Origin of the sequence: Shouchella hunanensis, assembly GCF_028735875.1 — a bacterium.
Taxonomy (GTDB): domain Bacteria; phylum Bacillota; class Bacilli; order Bacillales; family Bacillaceae_D; genus Shouchella; species Shouchella hunanensis.
Window position 1 is genome coordinate 2,423,497 of record NZ_CP117834.1, and the last position, 21,941, is coordinate 2,445,437.

Below are 21,941 nucleotides of genomic sequence, written 5' to 3' on the forward strand. Positions count from 1 at the left end.
TACAGAGGAAGAGATTCTATCTATTGACATGTATACTAGTACCCATATATAATTTAGATTATTCAGGACAAATAGTGAGTTGAATATAATGAAAAGATTATCTGTTGAACGAAAGACGTTAGCTAGTGAAGCCTATCATTACCTTTATAAAGACATTATTACGCTGAAATACAAGCCTGGGCAAATGATTTATGAAAATGACATTGCCAAGGAATTAGGCATTAGTAGGACACCTGTAAGAGAAGCGATTCATTTGCTCGCATCTGAAGAATTTCTTGCTATTAAGCCACAGAAAGGCATTCAAGTTCAATATATTTCAAAGAAAAAAGTACAGGACTCTTATCGCGTTCGAGAGAGTTTAGAAGTGACAGCCTTTAAAGAAGTGGCAACCCTTTGGGATAGTAGCAGTCACATCTATAAAGCTGCCAAAAAAGACTTGATAGCGATCATAGCTGAGCAACGTTATGCTGCTGAAAACGATCAAGTGGATGATTTTTATCAGTACGACGAAGTCTTCCATGACAAGGTGCTGGACATATGTGGGAATCAAACGTTAACAACCATTGTTCGTCAAGTGCGGGGACATGTGAATCGAATGCGTTATCTTGAATTTTTTGAGACGCGAGAAATGGATCGAATTATTGATGACCATGACCAGCTTGTCACATTAATTGAGCAAAACAACGTTTTAGAAGTGGAGAAGCTATTAGTAAACCATTTGCGAAACGTTTCCAATTATTACGATGATATTATGAGGAAATATCCAGACTATTTTAATGCCCAATCATAGTTGGGTTTCCTTTTTACATATACTTGTATACTAGTATTGGATGGTGGTGTAAGAAAATTGAAATTAGCTGTATTTGGATTGAATCATGGTTTTCAATTTGCTGAGGCAATCGTAAAAATGAAAGGGGTTTCTTTAGTTGCGGTAGCTGGCAATGATGCTCTGGCGAAGCAACGTGCAACTTGTTTAAATGTTCCGTTATACGAAGATTATAAATGGTTAATCAAAGAAGAATTGATAGACGGGGCTATCATTACATTACCGAATCAACTACATCATGAAGCTGTAAAGCATTGTGCAGATGCAGGTGTACATTGCCTAGTGGAAAAACCGATAGCTGACTCAACTGATCAAGGTGTTGAAATGGTTCAGTATTGCAAGAAAAAGAAGGTGAAACTGCTAGTAGGCCATCATCGTCGTTATTCGAGCAAAATAAATCTTTTGAAACAAACCCTTCAAAAAAAGAAAATCGGAGACCTTATTGGTGTAAACCTTATGTGGGCATTAGCAAAAGATCGGCCTTACTATGATGAGAAATGGCGATTGAATGAAGGCGGCGGTCCGTTACTAATTAACGGTATACATGATATTGATAATTTACGATATGTTACTGGCGGAGAAGTTGAAAGCGTTTACGCGATGGCTAAAAGTCTAATACGTGGCAACCATGTAGAAGACTCGGTATCGGCCATATTGCATTTACATACAGGTGCGACCGTCAATTACTTTTTAACAGATGGTGTTCCGGCTCCTTGGTCGTATGAGTTTACAATGAGAGAAAATAGCAAATATCCATTTTACAAGGAAGATTGCTATTACTTTTTTGGAACGAAAGGAAGCATCGCCTTTCCTAGCATGCGTACGTATCGATATGATGAGTCAGCGTATGGGTGGGAGCATGCATTAGTTGAAGAAACATTGACAATAGACCAGTGCGTTGATCCTATTGTCGAAGAGCTTAAGCACTTTATCCTTGTTATAAAAGGGATTGAACAAGCGCGGGTTCCTGGTGAAGACGGAGTAAAAACGTTGGAAGTAATTGAAGCAATGCATTTATCGATTAAAGAAGAAAGAAAAGTGAATATCCTTACGAATACGGTAATAAAGTAGTCCGTTAGAAGGGGGAACAGGTATGAAACGTCAATTGTTGTTAGTCAGCTGCTTCATTCCTCTGGCTGCGTGCAGTGTAGCTGGTCATGCTGAAGAGCCAAAGATGATGCGAATTGCCAACACAACACCTGAAGATCGTTCTTTAAGTCAAGCACTCTATCAATTTGCTGACCGCTTAGAGGAAGAAACAGACGGGTCCATTCATGTAGAGGTTTATACAAATAGCCAAATAGGTGGTGATCGAGAGTTATTTGAAGGGATGCAATTTAACACCATTCAAGCAGCAACTATGTCAACGGGTCCAATTGCACAATTTGCACCAATGTTTAATGTGTTAGAGCTACCCTTTTTGTTTGAAAACGAAAGTGAAGCGTATGAATTACTAGATGGTCCAATCGGCGAAGAGCTTTTACTCGAGTTAAAAGCGCAAAAGGTAGTAGGTATTAACTATTTTGAAAACGGATTCAGAGTATTGACGAACAATGTAAAGGAGATTAAGGAGTTAGAAGACGTAAAAGGACTAGACCTTCGTACACTTGAAAATCAGTGGCATATGCAAATTTGGAGTGAGTTAGGTGCTAATCCAACACCGATGAATTATAGCGAATTGTACATTGGCTTAGAGCAAGGGACGATTGCAGGGCAGGAAAATCCAATTGGAAACGTTGTAAACAGTCATTTTTATGAGGTTCAGCAATACTTAACGATGACCAATCATATCTACAATGCCAGCCCTTTTATGGTCAGTGAAGCGTTTTGGGAGATGCTTACGCCTCAAGAAAGACAAGCCATTGAAGAAGTTGCAGACGAAGTACAAACCGCTCAACGTTTAGCAAATCAAGAAGAAGCACGCGTAAGTCGTACTTATCTGGAAGAGAAAGGTATTACGATCTCTGAATTAACAGATAAAGAACGAGAACGTTGGATTGAAGCGAGCCATCCAGTTAGAGAACGGTTTGGAAATCAAGAAGATCATCATGGTTGGGTTCAGCGTATTGAGCAAGCATTACAAGCTGACCGCCAGGAATAGGAGGGGCTATGAAGGTCTTCCGGTTAATTGAGCGTCATGTAGAAGAAGTTCTGTTGGTGATTATTTTATCTACAATGGTGATAGCCATTTTTCTCCAGATTGTTATGCGGTTTGTTTTAGGAACCTCTTTAGGATGGTCAGAGGAATTAGCTCGCTATAGCTTTATTTACCTTGTCTTTATTGGAGTTAGCTATGGTGTCAAACAGGAAAAGCATATAAGGATTGACACGATTTTGTCGTTTTTAAATGAGAAGAAGCAAGTCATCTTAAGCTTCATTGTCTATAGTCTTTTTCTGCTATTCTCTATATTCATCATCGTTTATGGTGGTGCGATGAGTATTGAAATCTTTCGGCTTGGACAAGTGACCCCGGGTCTTGGAATAAAAATGGGGTATGTCTACATGGCAGCGCCCCTAGGCATGGTGTTAACAAGCTTAAGAATTAGTCAAAAGATGAAGGCAGAATTTCAGCATTACTTACATGCTAGACCATACACACTGAATGAGAAAAGGAACCATCAGGAGGTTCACAATGAACAATAGGGGGCAATAATCGTGACGGCAGTGGTTTTATTTGGTAGTTTTGCAAGTTTGCTCGCTTTAAGCGCTCCAATTGGCATTGCACTCATCCTAGCATCTTTACTCGCTTTACTAGTAGCCGGAAATATGCCGTTTGAGTTTGCTATTCAGAGTTTTATTACAGCGATAGACTCATTTCCGATTATGGCTGTACCATTCTTTATTTTGGCTGGAGAACTTATGGCTAAAGGAGGATTGTCACGACGACTATTTGTGCTTGCAAAAACCCTTGTCGGTAACTTTACAGGCGGATTTGCGATGGCTGCAGTCATAACGTGTCTGTTCTTTTCCGCTATTTCTGGTTCTGGACCGGCAACCGTAGCCGCCGTAGGTGGGATTATGATTCCAGCAATGATTGAAATGGGGTATGATAGGCGATTCGCGACAGCCTTGATTGCTGCTGCCGGTGCACTTGGTGTCATATTGCCGCCGAGCATTCCGTTAATTGTCTATGGCGTAACAAGTGGTGTTTCTGTCGGAGATTTGTTTATTGCGGCGGTAATCCCAGGACTTATCGTCACAATTAGTTTATTAATCTACTCGTTTCTCTATGCAAAAGCAAAAGGGTATAAGGGATCAACGGAAGGCTTCTCTATAAAAGAAGTAGGAAAAGCGTTTTGGGATGCGAAATGGGCGTTGCTCGTCCCATTTATTATACTGGGTGGGATTTATAGTGGCTTTTTTACGCCAACAGAGGCAGCTGCTGTTGCTGTTGTCTATGGCTTATTGGCTGGATTCTTTCTTTACAAAGAATTAAAATGGCACCAACTTTATGATATCTTAAGAAATTCAGCGCTAACAACGGCAACCATACTCTTTATTATAGCTGCAGCGACAGTGTTTGGCCGAGTGATGACAATTGAACAAATGCCAGGCCAAATTGCTTCTAGTATTCTTAGTATTTCAGATAACCAACTAATAATTATTCTGTTAATTACAGCGATGTTGTTAGTAGTTGGAACCGTAATGGATACAACAGCTGCGATCATCATATTTACACCTCTTCTTGTGCCAGTAGGTATGGAGCTAGGTTATGATCCGATTCATTTCGCCATGCTCGTTGTTTTAAATCTGGCAATTGGCTTTATTACTCCGCCAATCGGTGTCAATCTTTTTGTAGCGTCGAGTATCTCAAACCTTTCAATTGTCACGCTATCAAAAGCGGCGCTACCTTTTGTCTGTATTTTAATTTTCAATTTATTGCTTGTTATTTTCATACCGCAGCTCTCGTTGTTTTTACTCGGTCGATAGTGGATCAAAAAGAAGAAGGTATGATACACTTATACTTGTATACAAGTATAATCTAAAAATTTAGTTAAAAGGTTGTGTGGATATGGCAGGACGGAGCGCATTAGAAACGTATAAAAAAGGCGGCGCTTGGTGGGAAACGGAGATTAGCGATAGTAAGAAAAACGAAATTATCATTAGAGGAAAGAGAGTAGAAGACTTAATTGGAAACGTGACATACAGCCAAATGCTCTATTTTCTTTTAGTCGGTGAAGAGTTAAACGAACGTAAAGCAGCATTATTTGAAAGCGTTCTTGTCGCAGGCTCTGATCATGGTCCGCGTGCGCCATCCATTGCAGCAGCGAGAATGGCAGCTACATGTGGCGTTACGTTTAATTCAGCAGTTGCAACTGGGATAAATATGCTAGGAGATGTACATGGTGGTGCGGTGGAAGATTCTATGGCCATCTTATATGCCACGAAGGAGGCGATTGACGAAGGACGGGGGAGCGTTACCGAACAGCTAGATCGTCTTTTACAAGCAGGAAAAAAACTACCAGGCTTTGGCCATCAATTGCATGATGATGATCCGAGGGTGAAGCGACTTTATGAATTATCTCAATTACTGATTGAGGAAGGTGACATTTCAGGGGTGTATTTACGCTTGTTAGAAGACTTCCGTCTACACATTTCTGATCGAAAGAAACGTAGCTTCACTATTAACGTTGATGGTATTTCAGCAGCCATTCAGTGTGAGCTAGGCATACCAGCTGAAGCAGCGAAAGGAATTTTTGCTTTATCAAGAGGTATGGGTATTGTTGCTCATGCGTACGAGGAGTTACAAAACGGGACGTTAATAAAAGGACCGTGTCCAAATGAAGAAACGCTTGTACGCTATACAGGAAAGAGCGTAAGGGAGGAAGGAGAATGATAGCAGTGAAATCCGCACAGTCGTTTATAGATGGACAATGGGGTGCAATCGAAGAAGGGCAAGGTTTAGAAGTAAGAAGCCCTTATTCAAATGAAGTAATTGGCTATCAATATGAAACAAATGAACAAGGTGTAGAAGAAGCGTTGGCATCGGCATTTCGATATAAAAAAGAGTTGGAAAAACTAGAAGCGATTGATCGCTCTGCCATTCTTTATAAAGCGGCAATGTTAATGGAAGAGCGTCAAGAAGCGTTTGCCCAATTAATTTCTTTAGAAGTAGGAAAAGCGTTAAAAAATACCCGAGATGAAGTGGGGCGTTCAATAGAAACCCTCATTCAGTCAGCAGAAGAAGCAAAGCGCCAGTTTGGTGAAACAATTCCAGGTGGCGCATCTTCAAGAGGGAAAGGTTCGACTGCACTTACATTTCGTGTGCCAGTTGGTGTGATAGCAGCGATTACGCCATTTAACGCACCGTTAAATTTAATTTGCCATAAAATTGGTCCAAGCTTTGCTGCAGGGAACGTAACCGTATTAAAACCTGCACCACAAGCACCTTTTATTGCGAAAGCACTTGTAGAGCTATTAATTGAAGCTGGTATGCCGGCAAAAGCTATTCAACTGGTGCTCGGTGGGAGAGAAGTAGGCGAAAAAATTGTTGCCGACTCACGAACAAATCTTGTTTCTTTCACAGGTGGTGTGCCTGCAGGCCAACAAATTAGTAAGCTAGCTGGGATGAAAAAAGTGTTATTAGAGCTTGGTGGAAACGCTGGCACGATTGTCCATGAAGATGCGGATATAGAGCGGGCAGCAACGCTTGCAACAAAAACCGCTTTCAGTAACTCAGGTCAAAGTTGTATTTCTGTGCAGCGTGTCTATGTACATGAATCGGTCTTTCAGGAATTTAGCGCAAAGGTAAAAGAAAAAACAGAAGCTCTTCATGTAGGAGATCCTCGTGATGAGGCAACGGATATCGGCTGTGTAGTATCAAAGGAAGCAGCTGAACGTATCACGAGCTGGATAGAAGAGGCTGCTGCTGACGGTGCGAATATTCTCTGCGGTGGGTCTGCAAATGGAGCTCAGGTACAACCAACGATTCTTGTCAATCCAAAGAAAGAGAACAAAGTGGTTTGCCAAGAAGTCTTTGGTCCGGTGGTTAGTTTAATTCCTTATCGTGACGTAGAGTGGGCCATTCATGAGGTTAATGAGTCAGCGTTCGGTTTGCAAGCAGGTGTGTTTACGCAGTCATTAACGGTTGTAAGAAAAGTTGTTCAAACCCTCGATATGGGAGGGATCGTTGTAAATGGAACCTCAAATTTCCGTTTGGATCATTGGCCGTATGGAGGGGTCAAGCAGAGTGGAATCGGTCGGGAAGGTCCCCGCTTTGCTATTGAAGAAATGAGCGAAACGAAGATGGTTGTTCTACAAGATTTTTTGACACTATAAGGAGAGATGTACGGTGAAAGAGATCTACTTAGATCAACCACAAGTGATGCACGTTCGCGAGGCTTCACCGCTTCCGTTATTGCAAGATGAGGAAGTCAGAATAAAACTGCTTTATGGCGGCATTTGTGGATCAGATCTGTCTGTTTTTAAAGGCAGATTACCACACGCCCAGTATCCGTTACGTCCTGGCCATGAGGTAGTTGGTGAAGTAATAGATAGTCGGGCAAGCCACATAAAAGAAGGTAGTCGTGTCGTGATTACACCAAACACGTTTTGCGGAAAGTGTGAGTTTTGTTTAAAAGGAAAGCCGAATATTTGTCTAGAGAAACAGTCAATCGGCATTACATGTGATGGAGGATTTGCCGAGGAGATCCATATTCATTCTCGTTATTGCCTACCAATACCTGATGAATTATCAAATGAAGCCGCTGTTCTAATCGAACCATTATCAGTCATTGTCCATGGTATGAAACAAATTACGATTAAGCCAGGTATGAGCGTATTAGTTGTTGGGTGTGGTACGGAAGGGTTACTTGCGGCTGCATTAGCCAGATATGTTGGTGCTGAAGTGACAGCAATTGATATTAATGCAAGCAAATTAGCTATGTTAAAAAGCTTTCATGATATGACGTTAGGCCATCCAATGGATATAGCAGGCAAACAATTTGATGTTGTCATTGAAGCCGCTGGAACGAAACATTCAGTAGAATCGTGTTTTTCTCAATTGAAGCCAGGAGGAGAGCTATTGCTTATTGGCATTACGCCAGAAGCAACAATTCCAGTAGCACAAGTTGTGAGAAAAGAGCAAAAAATAGTCGGAAGCATTATTTATGAGTTTCCGGCTGATTTCCAAACTAGCGTTACGTATCTTCTGGACGAACAGTTTGATCCAACGGTCTTTATATCAAAAATAAAACCGTTTTATGAATATGAAGAAGCGTATCAAATGGCGTTAAGCGGGAATTACGCCAAAATCGTATTACAATTTAAAGGAGCTGCTGTCTCATGAAGAAACTAGTATCTGAACAACTTGTAAAGTATCTAGAGAGTCGTGGAGTAGAGTACGTATTTGGCTTATGTGGACATACGAATATTGCCGTTTTAGCTGAACTTGATAAAAGTCCGATTACATTTATTAATGTACGTCACGAACAAATTGCGTCTCACGCAGCTGATGGTTACGCACGAGCAAAGCGGAAAACATCTGTGGTTCTTAGTCACTTAGGTCCGGGTTTAACTAATGCGGCTACAGGTGTAGCCAATGCAGCCCTCGATTCTATTCCAATGGTCGTTATTGCAGGAGATGTGCCTAGTCATTATTATGGCAAGCATCCACATCAAGAGGTGAATATGCATGCCGATGGCGCGCAGTGGGAGATTTATCGACCGTTCGTCAAGCGTGCATGGCGTGTGGATCGGGAAGACTTATTCCCAGAAATTATCCAAAAAGCATTCCAACTAGCAGAGAGTGGCCGACCTGGGCCTGTTCTTGTATCGGTACCGATGGACATCTTCTCAAAAGAAGTAGATGAAGAGAAATTTGCTCTTTTACATCATCACACGCAAGTAGTTGAGAAACCTTCATTAGATGAAGAAACGGCTGAACGCATTGTTGAAACCTTAGCAAATGCAGAACGTCCTGTTATTTATGCAGGCGGAGGCGTTATCCTATCCCGTGCAGAAGAAGAGTTAAGGAAATTTGTTGATCATATGAATATTCCGGTTGCCCACTCGTTAATGGGAAAAGGTGTTTTACCGGATGACCATCCGTTAACAGTCGGGATGACAGGTTTCTGGGGAACGAAATTTATTAATGATCAAACAAAGAATGCGGATTATTTATTCGGTGTGGGGACACGTTTTTCAGAAGCAGATTCAAGCTCTTGGTATCAGAACGTCACGTTTAATTTTCCAAAAACAAAACTAATTCATATCGATATTGATCCAAGTGAGATTGGTCGAAACTATCCAGTAGAAATTGGTGCAGTAGCAGATTTGAAGCGCGCGCTTGTTGCTTTGAATCGAGTTGCGAAACGATTGTATCCAAATGGAATTGACCGCAATGAGAAGTTAAAAGAAGACATTCAAGAATATCGAAAGTCATTACGCGCTTCGATTCAGGAAAATGTAACGAGCGAAGCTTTCCCAATGAAACCTGAACGAATTTTAGCGGATGTACGTGAAGTGTTACCACGAGATGCCTATATTACAACTGACGTTGGCTGGAATAAAAATGGTGTTGGACAGCAGTTTCCAATTTATACACCAGGTTCCATTCTAACACCAGGTGGCTATGCAACAATGGGATTTGGATCTGCCGCCGCACTAGGAGCTAAACTTGCACAACCAAATAAAGTAGTTGTTTCCCTTATTGGCGATGGTGGGTTTGGTCAAAATCCGTCTGTGCTTGCGACTGCTGTAGAAGAAAAGATTCCAGTTGTATGGGTTGTCATGAATAATAGCGCATACGGAACGATTGCTGGTTTAGAGATGGCGCATTACGACACAACCTATGGCACATTGTTTAAGAAAGACGGTGAGAGCTACTCACCTAATTTTGCCGAAATAGCAAAAGGCTTTGGTGTAAAAGGCGTTAAAATTACGTCTGCTGCTGAATTTAAGCATGAACTGAAGGCAGCAATTGAAGCAAACGAACCAGTCGTTCTTGATGTAGCAATGCGAAACGAGCCCGTACCAACCGATGGGCAATGGAACATTAATGATATTTACTCACCTGATAGTGAAAAGTCCCACGTAAGTATTCCATAAAAAAGAGATAGGGGAGTGTATGAGAATGAAAACACCATTAGGGGGCGTTAAAGTGCTTGACGTCTCCACAATGATTGCTGCTCCTTATGGAACCGCGCTACTTGGAGACTTCGGAGCTGATGTGTTGAAAGTGGAGATTCCAGGCAGAGGAGATACGTCTAGAAGTGTCGGACCCTTTAAGGAAGATGAACCGCTTCGCTGGCCTGGTCTGTCACGCAATAAGAAATCGTTAACCCTTGATCTTCATCAAGAAGAAGGGGTGACGATATTAAAGAAGTTGGCTACTACTCATGATATTCTCGTTGAAAATTTTCGGCCGGGGACATTAGAGAAATGGGGAGTTGGCTATGATGTATTGAAGGAATTAAACCCAAACTTAATTATGATTCGGGTTTCTGGGTATGGGCAAACAGGTCCTTATAAAAGTAAAGCTGGATTTGGAACACCGGCAACGGCGTTTAGCGGGTATACGTATTTGCAAGGATTCACGGATCGCCATCCAGTTAGTCCTCCTTTCTCATTAACCGATTACATTTGCGGAATATACGTAGCGTTTGCTGCGGTAACAGCTCTTTATCACCGTGATGCCCAAGAAGATGGGGAAGGACAAATGGTTGATATTGCGCTTTATGAGACCGTTTTTCGGATGATGGAATTTCTTGTAGCAGAATATGACCAGCTAGAGAAAGTACGAGAACGTGCACCTGGATTGGCAGGTCATTCTTCCCCCTCTGGAACGTTCCAAACGAAGGACGGTCATTGGGTTGTTCTCGTAACAAGTACAGATACAACGTTTAATCGTTTAGCAAAAGCGATGGATCGTGAAGATATGCTAACAGACCCGCGTTATCATACGAATGCCCGTAGACTAGAACATAACGATGAAACGAACGGGATTGTGGAGAAATGGATTCAAGCGCAGGAGCGAGAATACCTGCTTGAAAAACTGGACCATTTCGGTGTTCCAATAAGTCCTGTTATGAGCATTGCTGATATTTTTGTAAATGAACAGTATAAAGCGAGAGAGAACATTGTCGAAGTAAAGCATCCTCGTTTAGGTTCAATTAAAGTGCCAGGAATTGTACCGAAGTTTGAAAAAACACCAGGAAGTATTCGTTCCATTGCACCAGACCTTGGTGAAAATAATGAAAGTGTTTTAATGGAGCTTGGCTTCTCTAAAGAAGACATTAAAACGTTTGAACAAAACAACGTTATTTAACGAACGGCAGAAAGGACTATAGCGAGAGCCTTTTTTGAGTAAAGTGTACTCGCTAGTCATTCAAGCGCTTACGAAAAAAAAGAGAAGCCTCCTTGGGGCTTCTCCTGTTTTGTTATTTTTTTTCAACGCCGCACCAGTTGGCTAAAAAAGTGGCATACACTTTTGTAACATCCTTTATGCTGTTTAAATCAACCCATTCATTGACTTCGTGGAATTGACCGCCAACCGGGCCGTAACAAATTGTATCGATGTCATAATAGAGTTGAAAGTGGCGTGCATCTGTTGTAGACGGAAGTGTACGTCGTGTCGGTTTCGTTTTTGTCACACGTTCGTGAGCGGCATCTAGTTCTTGAAACAATGGAGAGGTGTCATCACTTAACGTACCTTCGGCATGAAAGCCGTAGAACTCAATAGTTGGTGGATTCTCTTTGAACCACATGTCATTTTTCGTCTCTTGCTTAATCCAGTCAAGTAATTCTTGTTTTCGTTCACTAATCTGTTCCCCAGGTAATAAAGCGACGCGTCCTTCTATCGTTGCATGCACCGGTTCATTCGAAGCGAAATCACCTGCTGTTACTTTGCCGATATTTAAATCAATTGGGTTGTCTTGATCAGAAAAGGCAAGATGAGAACGAGTTTGGTTCAGGTAGCGTTCAAATGCCATTAGTGAAGAGGTAATGGTATGAAGTTTTTCAATGACGTTTGTTTGTGTTTGCTTGTAGTCATCTTTTTTTATGGTACGTAAAGAAATTTCAAACCAAAGCGCACCAACTTGACCAACCGATGCCTGTAAGCCAAATGGTTCTGGGATAAGCGCTGCATCTGCAGTATAGCCAGCTTCAAGCGCTGCTAAAGCGCCATTTCCTGTACGTTCTTCATCAGGAACCACTTGGATCATAAAGTCATTTTTAGGTACGTAGCCACATTCAATAATAGCCCGATAGGCAAAAATCATAGCGGCAATACCACCTTTCATGTCCGCACTTCCCCGACCGTAAAGCCGACCGTCTTTTTCAAGTGGTTCCCAAGGTGAAGAATCCCACTCTGTGGCAGGTTCAGCACTAACAACATCGGCATGCCCTTGGAAAATGAGCGTTTTCCCTTCTGAGGGATTAATACCTTTATGCGTTCCGATCACAATGTCACTGTACTCATATGTCCACTTTGGTGGGGAGAAGCCGGGATGTTTTTCAATCTGCTGAATCGCTGGCGTGAACCGATCGACCTGTAATTTTAATTTCGTTGTTAAATAATCCGCTAAAAACAGCTGTAAGCGGTGTTCTTTTCCACTTAAAGAAGGGAAGCGAATCATTGTTTTTAAAAATTCAAGCTCTTCTTGCCATAACTCCTCTACTTTGCGGCTAAGTTGTTCGTGTAATAAACGCGAATCGACCATTTTAATTAATATCCCCTTTATATATAAACGTTATCATTTTCTTAATACGCGTAATAAAAAAACTTGCCAGCTCATTCATTCGCTTGGCAAGTTAATAAAGCAATTATGATGTGCGTTTTAATTGTAACACGCGGAAGCTTTCTTGTTCTAATGAGAAGGTAGGGGAAATGGTCGTTTCACTAAAAAGATCAATCCATTGCTCTTGGTTTTCTTTAGGAAGGGTAATCGATTTGGTTTCTAAACTACGATTGAACACGAAATATAAGGTTTCATCGGCTGTTGACGTTTGATAGTGAAGAACTGCTGGATCTTCCGAATGAAGAAAGCTAAGCTCGTCATACGTACCAAACGCAGAATGGCGTTTTCTTAATGCGATAAGTTGTGTTAGAAAAGCAAGCATGTCTTTGTCTTGCTTTGTTTCATCCCAAATCATGCAAGCCCGACAGCCTGGATCGTTTTCTCCAGCCATGCCAATCTCATCTCCGTAGTAAATACAAGGGGAGCCAGGAAATGAAAATAGCAGAGTATATTGTAGCTTCACTAACGCTTTATTTTCATTGCTTGTCGTTAAGACTCTAGCTGTATCATGACTGTCCAGCATATTGAATTGAACGGCGTTGACGGAAGCCGGATAGCTCATTACATGTTTGGTTAATGCAATTTGTGCGTCTTGACTCGACTGTTGATGTAAAGCATATCCCTGTATGGCGTCGGTTAAAGGATAGTTCATGACCGCATCAAATTGATCCCCTTGCAACCATGGACTTGATTGATGCCAAATTTCCCCGAGAATGTAAACGTCCTGTTTCAAGTTCTTAACTTCGTTTCGAAACGAACGCCAAAAGTCATGATCAACTTCATTGGCAACATCAAGTCTCCATCCATCAATATCAAACTCTTCAACCCAATACTTTGCTACTTTCAAGAGATATTGTCGCACTTCTGGGTGTTTCGTGTTTAATTTAGGCATAGAGGACACGAACGCAAATGTCTCATAGTTAGGACGGTCTCCTTCTGGTTGAAGTGGGAGCTCAAAAGGATGGAACCAGTCTTTGTAGCGAGAGTTTTCCCCGTGCTGTAGCACATCTTGAAATGGTGCAAAATAATACCCACTGTGATTAAAAACGGCATCAAGCATCACGCGAATGCCTCGCTTATGACTTTCTTGAATAAGCGTGCGGAGCGTGTCTTCATCTCCAAAATGGGGGTCAACAGATAAGTAATCGATTGTATCATATTTATGATTTGAAAACGCTTCAAAAATAGGTGTGAAATAAATGCCAGTAATGCCTAGTTGTTGTAAGTAATCTAAATGCTGAATAACACCTTCTAAGTCACCGCCAAAGAAGGAGTCTGGTGTTGGTGATTCACTCCCCCATGGTAACGTCGTATCTGGGTTTCTAGACGCATCTCCATTAGCGAAACGTTCAGGGAATATTTGATACCAGACTGTGTTTTTTACCCATGTAGGTGGTGAAAAGACTTCTGTTTCATGTGCGTAAGGAAGGCAAAAGTAAGCAGAAATCTCGGCAGGTCGCTCAGTATAAAAGCCACGTTCTGTATAGAAGAAAGCCTCTGTCGTTGTTTCAATTTTAAATCCGTAGCGCATGCGGGAATACGGCATGGAAACGCTAGTAGACCAGTAATCATAAAGGTCATCGGTTTGAAGAAGCTTCATTTCTGTATGCGTTGCTTGCCAGCTACCGTCTTTCCAATTGTAAGGATCTCCGTGAATGACGGTTACGTTTACGCCTTCCCCTTTTGGTACTTGTATTCGAATAATCGCTTCATGAGAGGACGTTAAATAAAGGTGATGATGTTGTTGTGTATGAATAATGCCAGCTCGATTCATCGTATACCTCCTATTTGGTTTTAGTAAATCATATAGTTGGTTTAGGATATGTGTCAATCCTTTTTGCAAACGATTTCCTATTAGAAAATTTAATTATTGCCTATTGCTGAAAATACCCGTATACTATGGATGTAAATTGATATGTAAACGGTTTAACTTTTTGTGCAAACGTTTGCCTTTGTTAACGATAGAGTAGGGGGGATTTAAGATGAAAAAATGGCAGTACCCAATTAGTACAATGGCAGTTCTTGCTGTATTAAGTGCATGTGGTCCCGATCGAGAAGGGGTCATGGAAGAGCTCGAAACAGAGCCGGCTACAGAAGAAAATAAACCAGAATCGCTTCATATATGGGTCAATGATGATGAACGTGAACTTGTTGCCTATCGTGAAATTGGCGAGAACTTTGAAAGAGAGACTGGAATTGAAGTTCGGATTACGCCGTTTAGTATGGGTGATCAACTAGAAGCAATGTCGTTAGATGCACCTGCTGGTGGAGGACCTGATTTATTTTATCAGCCAAACGACATGGTTGGGAGTATAACACTTCAAGGGTTGGCAGCTGATATTGAGTTGACGCCTGAGCAAGAAGCTGGTTATTTAGATGGAACGTTGGATGCGCTTACGTATGAAGGGGAGCTTGCTGGCGTACCTGCAGCCGTGGAAACCTACGCTCTTTTTTATAATACGGAGATTCTTTCGGAACCACCTACAACGATAGAAGAACTTGAAGCCATTGGTGAGGAATATACGAATGCAGGGGCAAATGAATTTGGTTTTCTACTAGAGTCGAAAGAAATGTACTTTGCCTATCCATTCTACGAGGCGTACGGAGGATACATTTTTGCTGAAGACGGTGGCGATTACGATACCCTTGATATAGGCTTAGCGAACGACGGCGCCGTTGAAGGCGGGGAAGTGTTGCAACGGTTTCACCAAGAAGGTTACTTGCCTCAAAACCTGAATGCAGATATTTTAAATGGCTTATTTTTAGACGGTAGTGTTGGTGCAGTCTTTTCAGGACCATGGAATATCGCTGAGTACGGAGAAAATCTTGGAGATTCATTAAAAACGGCACCACTTCCAACGGTTAATGGAAACCCGATGCGCTCTCTTGGTGGTGTAAAAGCGTGGATGGTCAATGGATATAGTGAGCACATTAGTTGGGCAACAGAGTTAGCTGTATTTATGACGAATGATGAAAGCGCTCAAATCTTCTTTGAGAATAAACGGGAGATCCCAGCACGAGCAGAAGTGAACTTAGATGATGAACTTTATGAAGGGTTCCAAGAACAGTTAGAACATGCCTATTTCATGCCGAATGTTCCAGAAGTTTCGGCAGTTTGGGGACCAATGGGGGATGCGAATGTCTTTATATCTCAAGGTCATGATGTAAGAGAGGTATTAGAAGAAACAGTGGAACTGATTGAAGATGAAATACAAATTATGGGGGCTGGTCGAGAATGAAAGAAGTAGCACCGATGAAAAATCATAACCCCAAGCTAGCTAGTATGTTGTCCATTGTGCCTGGCATTGGACAACTTTACAATCGTCAATGGTTGAAGGGGAGTTTACTTCTCCTTGTTACGGCTGCCTTTATCTTTGTGTTTTACGATATTTTCAATATGGGCTATTGGGGATTGTTTACCCTCGGCACGTTAGATGGTGTTGATGATTCAAGGGTTTTAATTGGACAAGGAATTGTGGCTGTCTTTCTAACGGTTTTTGCAGCCATCATGGTGTTTTTAACCATGAAAGATGCTCGTCGTGTCGCGAAGATGCGAGTGGAAGGAGAAGCCATTCCGTCTTTGCGTGAGAGAACGAAGCATTCTTGGGACAAGGGATTTCCATATTTACTTGTATTGCCGGGTTTAGCATTGCTGCTGCTTGCGGTAGTATTTCCACTTCTTTATATGATTGTACTTGCGTTTACTGATTACAATCTCTTTAATTCACCACCAAGAAATGTATTGAGCTGGGTAGGGTTTCAAAACTTTATTGATTTAGCGACAATTCCGATTTGGCGTCAAACGTTTATCTCTGTACTATCTTGGACGATCGTTTGGACAGTTGTGGCGACAACTCTTCAAATTGCACTCGCGCTTTTTCTTGCAGTTATTGTGAATGATAAGCGAATTAAGTATAAAAAGCTTATCCGTACCGTACTGATTTTACCTTGGGCTGTTCCAAGTTTCGTAACAATTCTTATCTTTGCTGCTATGTTTAATGATGGGTTCGGTGCTATTAACAGCGACCTTTTTGTTCCGTTATTTGATTTCGCGGTACCGTGGTTGTCTGATCCTTTTTACACGAGAATTGCGTTAATAATGATTCAAGTATGGCTTGGCTTCCCATTTGTTTTTGCACTCTTTACTGGTATTTTACAAAGTGTATCAGATGACTGGTATGAAGCTGCCGATATGGATGGAGCAAGTCGTGTACAGAAGTTTCGCTTTATCACGTTACCCCACGTCTTATTTGCGACAGCGCCATTATTAATTATGCAGTATGCTGGTAACTTTAATAACTTTAATCTTATTTACTTATTTAACGAGGGTGGCCCACCAGTACGTGGCCAAAGTGCAGGGAGCACCGATATTTTAATTTCGTGGGTGTACAGCCTTGCATTCGAAAACTCTCAATATAGTATGGCTGCAGCAATCTCGATCATTATTGGAATTCTCGTCGCGCTCTTTGCCGTCTTCCAATTCCGTCGTAGCGCGTCATTTAAGGAGGACAGATAAATCATGAACCTTAAAACAAAGTCGAAAATTGAAGTCTTTCTTATGTATGCGTTCATCTTCTTTATGTTTGTGATTATTGCATACCCATTACTTTGGACGATTGGTTTATCCCTTAGCCCAGGAACGAATATATATGGGGCAAGTTTGTTACCGGAAAATTGGTCATTAGAAAACTACCGTTGGCTATTTTTTGATGAACAGAGTCAATACACTACGTGGTACATGAACTCGTTGTTTGTTGCAACGATTACATCTATTTTATCAACGATTGTAGTTTGCTTTACAGCCTATGCGTTTTCACGTTATCAATTTGTCGGCAAGAAAAACGGGTTGTACTTGTTCCTTGTCTTGCAAATCTTCCCGGTTATTATGGCGATGGTGGCCATTTATGTATTGTTAAATACGATTGGTTTGCTTGACAGTTTATGGGGGTTAATCCTTATCTATGTTGGTGGATCCATACCGATGAATGCGTTCTTAGTGAAAGGTTACTTTGATACGCTACCAAAAGAACTGGATGAATCAGCCAAGCTAGATGGCGCAGGGCATTTCCGGATTTTCTTCCAAATTGTTTTGCCACTGGCCAAGCCAATTTTAGCGGTGGTTGCCTTATTTAACTTTATGAATCCATTAATGGACTTTATTTTACCGAGAATCGTTTTAAGAAGTCCGGAAAATTATACATTAGCACTTGGTCTCTTTAATTTCGTAAGCGATCAATTTGCGACAAACTTTACCCGATTTGCGGCTGGTGCGGTATTAATCGCTGTGCCGATTTCCATCGTATTCCTATTCTTGCAACGCTACCTCATTTCAGGGCTAGCGTCAGGTGCAACAAAAGGATAACAAAAATTCAAGAAGGTGCAGAATCATTTTGCACCTTTTTCTACACAAAGAGAGAGAGTAGATAGGAGTCGATTAACATGTCCAAGCAATGGTGGAAAGAAGCTGTATGCTATCAAGTGTATCCTCGGAGTTTCTATGATGCGAACGGAGACGGAATAGGGGATTTAAGAGGGGTCATTGAAAAACTAGATTATTTGCAGTGGATGGGAATTGATGTTATTTGGATGAGTCCAATGTACGATTCGCCCAATGATGATAACGGCTATGACATTCGAAACTACAAAGAAATCATGGCGGAGTTTGGTACAATGGCTGACTTTGACGAGTTGTTGGAGCAAGTGCATGCGAGAGGGATGAAACTCATCATCGATCTTGTCATCAACCATACGTCTGATGAGCACGAATGGTTTGTTGAGTCTCGTTCTTCAAAAGAGAGTGAAAAGAGAGACTGGTATATTTGGCGTGACGCTAAGGAAGATGGAAGCGAACCGAATAATTGGGCGTCGATTTTTAATGGGTCTGCATGGGAGTGGGACGAAAAAACAAAGCAATATTACATGCACATTTTCTCGACGAAACAGCCCGATGTAAACTGGGAAAATAAAGATGCGCGCGCAGCTCTTTATGAGACGATGAACTGGTGGATGGATAAAGGAATTGATGGTTTCCGTGTTGATGCGATTAGCCATATTAAAAAAGTGGACGGTTTCCCCGACCTGCCAAATCCGAATCGTGAGCGCTATGTAGAATCCTTCGATGGTCATATGAATCGTCCAGGTATTCATGATTATTTGCAAGAAATGAAAGAAAACACTCTTGACCGTTACGACGTCTTTACAGTTGGTGAAGCAAATGGTGTCCGGATGGAAAATCCTGAAGATGTGGCAGCTTGGGTTGGTGAGCAAAACGGTGTTTTTAATATGGTGTTTCAATTTGAACATCTTGGATTATGGAACAAAGAGAATGAACAGAAGTTAAATGTACCTGCTGTGAAAGAGGCGTTATCTAAGTGGCAATATGGTCTTGAAGGTGTTGGCTGGAACGCTTTGTTTATTGAAAATCACGATCAGACTCGGGTTGTATCTTCTTGGGGAAATGATAAGGAATATTGGAAACGCTGTGCAAAAGCACTTGGTACCATGTATTTCTTCATGAAAGGCACACCGTTTATTTATCAAGGTCAAGAGATTGGGATGACGAATGTCCGATTTGATTCAATTGATGAATACGATGATGTGTCCATGCGTAACTATTATAAACAAGAAATTGAAAAGGGGGTTCCGCACGAAGACATTATGCACGTGATTTGGGAATCAGGCCGTGACAATTCCCGAACGCCATTGCAGTGGGAGGCTTCCAAAAACGGAGGCTTTAGTTCAGCCGATCAAACGTGGATGAAAGTCAACCCGAATTATGAAACCATTAATATTAAAAGTCAGCAGAGCGACCCACATTCTATCTTGCACTACTATGTAAAAATGATTGAAGTTCGTAAACAATTTGATACACTAGTATATGGAAACTACCAATTGCTTGAAACGGCAGATAATCTAGTTGCCTATAGTCGTACGAGCCAAGATGAAACATTTTATGTAGTTGTTAATTTATCGGAGAAGGAGCAACCCTTTTCTACCATTAAGAATGCTGAACTTGTTTTATCAAACGTAGATTCAGATGTGAGTGATACACTTAAGCCGTATGAAGCCCGTGTGTTTCGTACAAATCACTAAGTGTCACAGCTGGACAAATGATAAAAGGGATGAAGTCTAGTGAGTACAATTAAAGATGTTGCAAAATTAGCAGGCGTGGCACCGTCAACGGTTTCTAGGGTGATTGCCGATAGTCCAAAAATAAGCAAACGAACAAAAGAGAGAGTAAAAGAGATAATGGACGAACTAGGATATTATCCAAATGTTCATGCCCGCAATCTCGTAAATAAAGAAACGAATGTAATTGGCGTCATTATGCCAAGTGCATCCTATGCGCCTTTTCAAAATCCTTTTTTTCCAGAAGTGCTGCGAGGCATTACAGCACAAGCAAATAAAGATAAATATGGCTTATATTTATCAACAGGACAAACGGAAGAAGGGATTATGGAGGAAGTAAAGGAAATGGTGTACAGCCGTCGTGTTGACGGAATAATCTTATTGTACTCTACTACGTCTGATCCGGTTATTCCTTTCTTACTTAGAGAGAAATTTCCATTTGTTGTGATCGGTCGACCACCTGAAGACTATAAAGACGTTGTTTCTTATGTAAATAATGACAATGTGAAAGCTGCTAAAATGCTGACTGAGTATGTGTTGCTATTAAAACATGAACGCATTGGCTTTATTGGTGGAAGAAAAGATGCTTATGTCACACTTGATCATAAGCATGGATACGAGCAAGCACTTGAGACAGCTGGTATTGAAGTAAATCCAATGTATTTTGTTTATCATGATGAAGTGTTTGAAGGTGGAGAACAAGCCGTTATCGAGTTAATGGCACAAGCAACGCCACCCACAGCCCTTGTTGTAGCAGATGATCTCATGGCTCTTGGTGTACTGCGGATGTTAACGAGCATGGGCTATCGCGTGCCAGAAGATATATCTGTTGTAAGCTTCAACAATGTGTTAATGTCAGAGCTTTCGGCACCACCATTAACAACAATGGACATCTTCATTTATGAACTAGGCTTTCAAGCAGCAACGCTTGTTCGCGAACAAATTGCCGCACCTCCACTAGCTGCTCAAGCAAGAATTGTTGGACACAAGCTCGTTCGTCGTTCATCAACAAGTAGAAGAATCATAAAAGAAAGCACGCCTTAAACCGCGTGCTTTCTTTTTATTCATCCATTGTCTCTTTGTAATAATCAGCTAACAGATCTGCTACAGCGTCTGCGCTTCGCAAGCTTTCTTCCATTGTATTATCAACCCCACCAAATTCAATCAGCATAGCAGTGTTTGCTAAGTCTTGATTGTAAATACCATTCCCCTGTGATTTGTCCTTTGTAAATACACCACGACTTAAGCCGGGATAGGCTTCTTCAATCCGGTTATGAAGTTCTGTTGCGGCAGCTAATTGAGCATCTGAATTCGCGTGTGCGGTACCGACAACAAAAAGAATGCGTGCGAACGTTTCATTGTTAATAGTCACCGCTGTAAGATCACGACGTGCAGAATCACGGTGAAAATCGAGCAGTAAATCATATTGCTGTGTCTCTAGTTTGCCTTCGATTATCTGACGAGAAGCCGAATAATAATTGGTCATACTGCGCTCTTGCATATAGGCATTCATATTGGTTTTGTCTACATCAGCAACAATTCCATGGGTGGAGAGCCTGTCCGCAAAGTGCTTCCCAACGTTAATGATGTTTATTTCAGGGTTACTTGAAATGGCTTGGTCTGCATTTTCAGCACCTTCTAATCCTAATTCAGGCAGAAAGGACTCATAGCTGTGCGTATGATAGATTAACACAGACGGATCGGTATTCTCAGATTCTTGCCCAGGCGATTCTTCGTTTTCTTCATTTGTATGTTCTTTGGCAAGTTCTGCTAATGCTTCTTCAGGGGGCAGTGTTTCTCTTGGCATATTGGTCACATCTGTCCCTTGTCCAGCAACGGCGATGGTTGTATCAAATGCCGCCATAGCTGGAATTCCTTGCGAGAGCAATGAAAGAGGGTGACTGAAGTCTAGGTTTGTTGCGGTAGATACCATAACATGGCTGAACGATTTTGCTTTAAATTCAGAAGGCAGTGCTTCTTTGAAGATGGGATTTTCAAGTGAAATCAAATGGAGTAAATCAACGCCCTCTAAAGGCGATACAATCGTATTCAGTCCACGGTTATACCAGGTTTGATTTGTTGCTAGTATGCTAATAATAAGAAGTGTGGATAGAAGCATAATAGAAATACTTCCTAACCATTTAACGACTACGTTCACAACACAATCACCTTCCTCTACTCTACTCTATGAAACTAACAATTAAATTAGCACTAGGAATTAAAAAGGTAAGAGCAAAGGAAAATTT

The 21,941-nt window shown here is 41.4% G+C and carries 18 protein-coding genes; 15 read left to right on the forward strand and 3 right to left on the reverse strand.

From position 1 onward, the window contains the following. Positions 1-88: 88 nt before the first annotated feature. The 10 genes from PQ477_RS12290 (at position 89) to PQ477_RS12335 (ending at position 11,093) form a co-directional block, all read left to right on the forward strand. A complete protein-coding gene (locus PQ477_RS12290; protein ID WP_144558283.1) occupies positions 89-790 on the forward strand; it encodes a GntR family transcriptional regulator in 702 nt (233 codons plus the stop codon). Positions 791-847: 57 nt separating this feature from the next. Next, the gene (locus PQ477_RS12295; RefSeq protein ID WP_274272010.1) at positions 848-1,897 is read left to right on the forward strand and encodes a Gfo/Idh/MocA family protein; all 1,050 of its coding nucleotides are present in this window, start codon (positions 848-850) and stop codon (positions 1,895-1,897) included. A 22-nt stretch (positions 1,898-1,919) separates the two neighbouring features. Beyond that, on the forward strand, positions 1,920-2,927 hold the full coding sequence (locus PQ477_RS12300) for a TRAP transporter substrate-binding protein (RefSeq protein ID WP_274272011.1): 1,008 nt from the start codon (positions 1,920-1,922) through the stop codon (positions 2,925-2,927). 8 nt (positions 2,928-2,935) lie between these two features. Next, the gene (locus PQ477_RS12305; protein WP_144558289.1) at positions 2,936-3,469 is read left to right on the forward strand and encodes a TRAP transporter small permease; all 534 of its coding nucleotides are present in this window, start codon (positions 2,936-2,938) and stop codon (positions 3,467-3,469) included. Between the two features lie 12 nt (positions 3,470-3,481). Further along, positions 3,482-4,756, forward strand: coding sequence for a TRAP transporter large permease (locus PQ477_RS12310; protein WP_060704869.1), 1,275 nt, complete (start codon positions 3,482-3,484; stop codon positions 4,754-4,756). 82 nt (positions 4,757-4,838) lie between these two features. Then, positions 4,839-5,663, forward strand: coding sequence for a citryl-CoA lyase (locus PQ477_RS12315; protein WP_274272012.1), 825 nt, complete (start codon positions 4,839-4,841; stop codon positions 5,661-5,663). Further along, complete coding sequence (locus tag PQ477_RS12320) at positions 5,660-7,105, forward strand: aldehyde dehydrogenase family protein (protein ID WP_274272014.1); 1,446 nt, start codon at positions 5,660-5,662, stop codon at positions 7,103-7,105. The genes PQ477_RS12315 and PQ477_RS12320 overlap by 4 nt, the downstream gene beginning before the upstream one ends. Before the next feature lie 13 nt (positions 7,106-7,118). Continuing rightward, positions 7,119-8,114, forward strand: coding sequence for a zinc-dependent alcohol dehydrogenase (locus tag PQ477_RS12325; protein WP_144558294.1), 996 nt, complete (start codon positions 7,119-7,121; stop codon positions 8,112-8,114). After that, positions 8,111-9,874 (forward strand): thiamine pyrophosphate-binding protein, encoded by a 1,764-nt coding sequence (locus PQ477_RS12330; RefSeq protein ID WP_144558296.1) that lies wholly within the window; start codon positions 8,111-8,113, stop codon positions 9,872-9,874. The genes PQ477_RS12325 and PQ477_RS12330 overlap by 4 nt, the downstream gene beginning before the upstream one ends. A gap of 19 nt (positions 9,875-9,893) precedes the next feature. After that, on the forward strand, positions 9,894-11,093 hold the full coding sequence (locus tag PQ477_RS12335; protein ID WP_274272018.1) for a CaiB/BaiF CoA transferase family protein: 1,200 nt from the start codon (positions 9,894-9,896) through the stop codon (positions 11,091-11,093). A gap of 112 nt (positions 11,094-11,205) precedes the next feature. Here the strand turns inward: PQ477_RS12335 and PQ477_RS12340 are convergent, their stop codons facing one another. Then, positions 11,206-12,489: an ArgE/DapE family deacylase gene (locus PQ477_RS12340; protein WP_274272020.1), complete on the reverse strand. Its 1,284-nt coding sequence runs from the start codon at positions 12,487-12,489 to the stop codon at positions 11,206-11,208. Between the two features lie 103 nt (positions 12,490-12,592). Beyond that, positions 12,593-14,341 (reverse strand): alpha-glycosidase, encoded by a 1,749-nt coding sequence (locus tag PQ477_RS12345; RefSeq protein ID WP_274272021.1) that lies wholly within the window; start codon positions 14,339-14,341, stop codon positions 12,593-12,595. 208 nt (positions 14,342-14,549) lie between these two features. On the opposite strand from PQ477_RS12345, the gene PQ477_RS12350 reads away from it, so the two are divergent. The 5 genes from PQ477_RS12350 (at position 14,550) to PQ477_RS12370 (ending at position 20,739) form a co-directional block, all read left to right on the forward strand. After that, the gene (locus tag PQ477_RS12350) at positions 14,550-15,806 is read left to right on the forward strand and encodes a sugar ABC transporter substrate-binding protein (protein ID WP_274272023.1); all 1,257 of its coding nucleotides are present in this window, start codon (positions 14,550-14,552) and stop codon (positions 15,804-15,806) included. Then, a complete protein-coding gene (locus tag PQ477_RS12355; protein WP_035393053.1) occupies positions 15,803-17,083 on the forward strand; it encodes a sugar ABC transporter permease in 1,281 nt (426 codons plus the stop codon). Before PQ477_RS12350 ends, PQ477_RS12355 begins: the two co-directional genes overlap by 4 nt. Positions 17,084-17,086: 3 nt before the next feature. Next, positions 17,087-17,929 (forward strand): sugar ABC transporter permease, encoded by an 843-nt coding sequence (locus PQ477_RS12360; RefSeq protein WP_035393052.1) that lies wholly within the window; start codon positions 17,087-17,089, stop codon positions 17,927-17,929. 77 nt (positions 17,930-18,006) lie between these two features. Next, positions 18,007-19,659 (forward strand): glycoside hydrolase family 13 protein, encoded by a 1,653-nt coding sequence (locus PQ477_RS12365; RefSeq protein ID WP_274272026.1) that lies wholly within the window; start codon positions 18,007-18,009, stop codon positions 19,657-19,659. 39 nt (positions 19,660-19,698) lie between these two features. Continuing rightward, positions 19,699-20,739, forward strand: coding sequence for a LacI family DNA-binding transcriptional regulator (locus PQ477_RS12370; RefSeq protein WP_274272028.1), 1,041 nt, complete (start codon positions 19,699-19,701; stop codon positions 20,737-20,739). A gap of 16 nt (positions 20,740-20,755) precedes the next feature. On the opposite strand, the gene spoIIP is transcribed toward PQ477_RS12370, so the two are convergent. Then, a complete protein-coding gene (spoIIP, locus tag PQ477_RS12375; RefSeq protein ID WP_274272029.1) occupies positions 20,756-21,853 on the reverse strand; it encodes a stage II sporulation protein P in 1,098 nt (365 codons plus the stop codon). Positions 21,854-21,941: the final 88 nt, after the last annotated feature.

Bases quoted from the DNA above. Each gene is read 5' to 3' on its own strand.
- PQ477_RS12290 (WP_144558283.1), top strand. From the start codon at position 89: ATGAAAAGATTATCTGTTGAACGAAAGACGTTAGCTAGTGAAGCCTAT.
- PQ477_RS12300 (WP_274272011.1), top strand. From the start codon at position 1,920: ATGAAACGTCAATTGTTGTTAGTCAGCTGCTTCATTCCTCTGGCTGCG.
- PQ477_RS12305 (WP_144558289.1), top strand. From the start codon at position 2,936: ATGAAGGTCTTCCGGTTAATTGAGCGTCATGTAGAAGAAGTTCTGTTG.
- PQ477_RS12315 (WP_274272012.1), top strand. From the start codon at position 4,839: ATGGCAGGACGGAGCGCATTAGAAACGTATAAAAAAGGCGGCGCTTGG.
- PQ477_RS12320 (WP_274272014.1), top strand. From the start codon at position 5,660: ATGATAGCAGTGAAATCCGCACAGTCGTTTATAGATGGACAATGGGGT.
- PQ477_RS12330 (WP_144558296.1), top strand. From the start codon at position 8,111: ATGAAGAAACTAGTATCTGAACAACTTGTAAAGTATCTAGAGAGTCGT.
- PQ477_RS12335 (WP_274272018.1), top strand. From the start codon at position 9,894: ATGAGAATGAAAACACCATTAGGGGGCGTTAAAGTGCTTGACGTCTCC.
- PQ477_RS12340 (WP_274272020.1), bottom strand. From the start codon at position 12,489: ATGGTCGATTCGCGTTTATTACACGAACAACTTAGCCGCAAAGTAGAG.
- PQ477_RS12345 (WP_274272021.1), bottom strand. From the start codon at position 14,341: ATGAATCGAGCTGGCATTATTCATACACAACAACATCATCACCTTTAT.
- PQ477_RS12350 (WP_274272023.1), top strand. From the start codon at position 14,550: ATGAAAAAATGGCAGTACCCAATTAGTACAATGGCAGTTCTTGCTGTA.
- PQ477_RS12355 (WP_035393053.1), top strand. From the start codon at position 15,803: ATGAAAGAAGTAGCACCGATGAAAAATCATAACCCCAAGCTAGCTAGT.
- PQ477_RS12360 (WP_035393052.1), top strand. From the start codon at position 17,087: ATGAACCTTAAAACAAAGTCGAAAATTGAAGTCTTTCTTATGTATGCG.
- PQ477_RS12365 (WP_274272026.1), top strand. From the start codon at position 18,007: ATGTCCAAGCAATGGTGGAAAGAAGCTGTATGCTATCAAGTGTATCCT.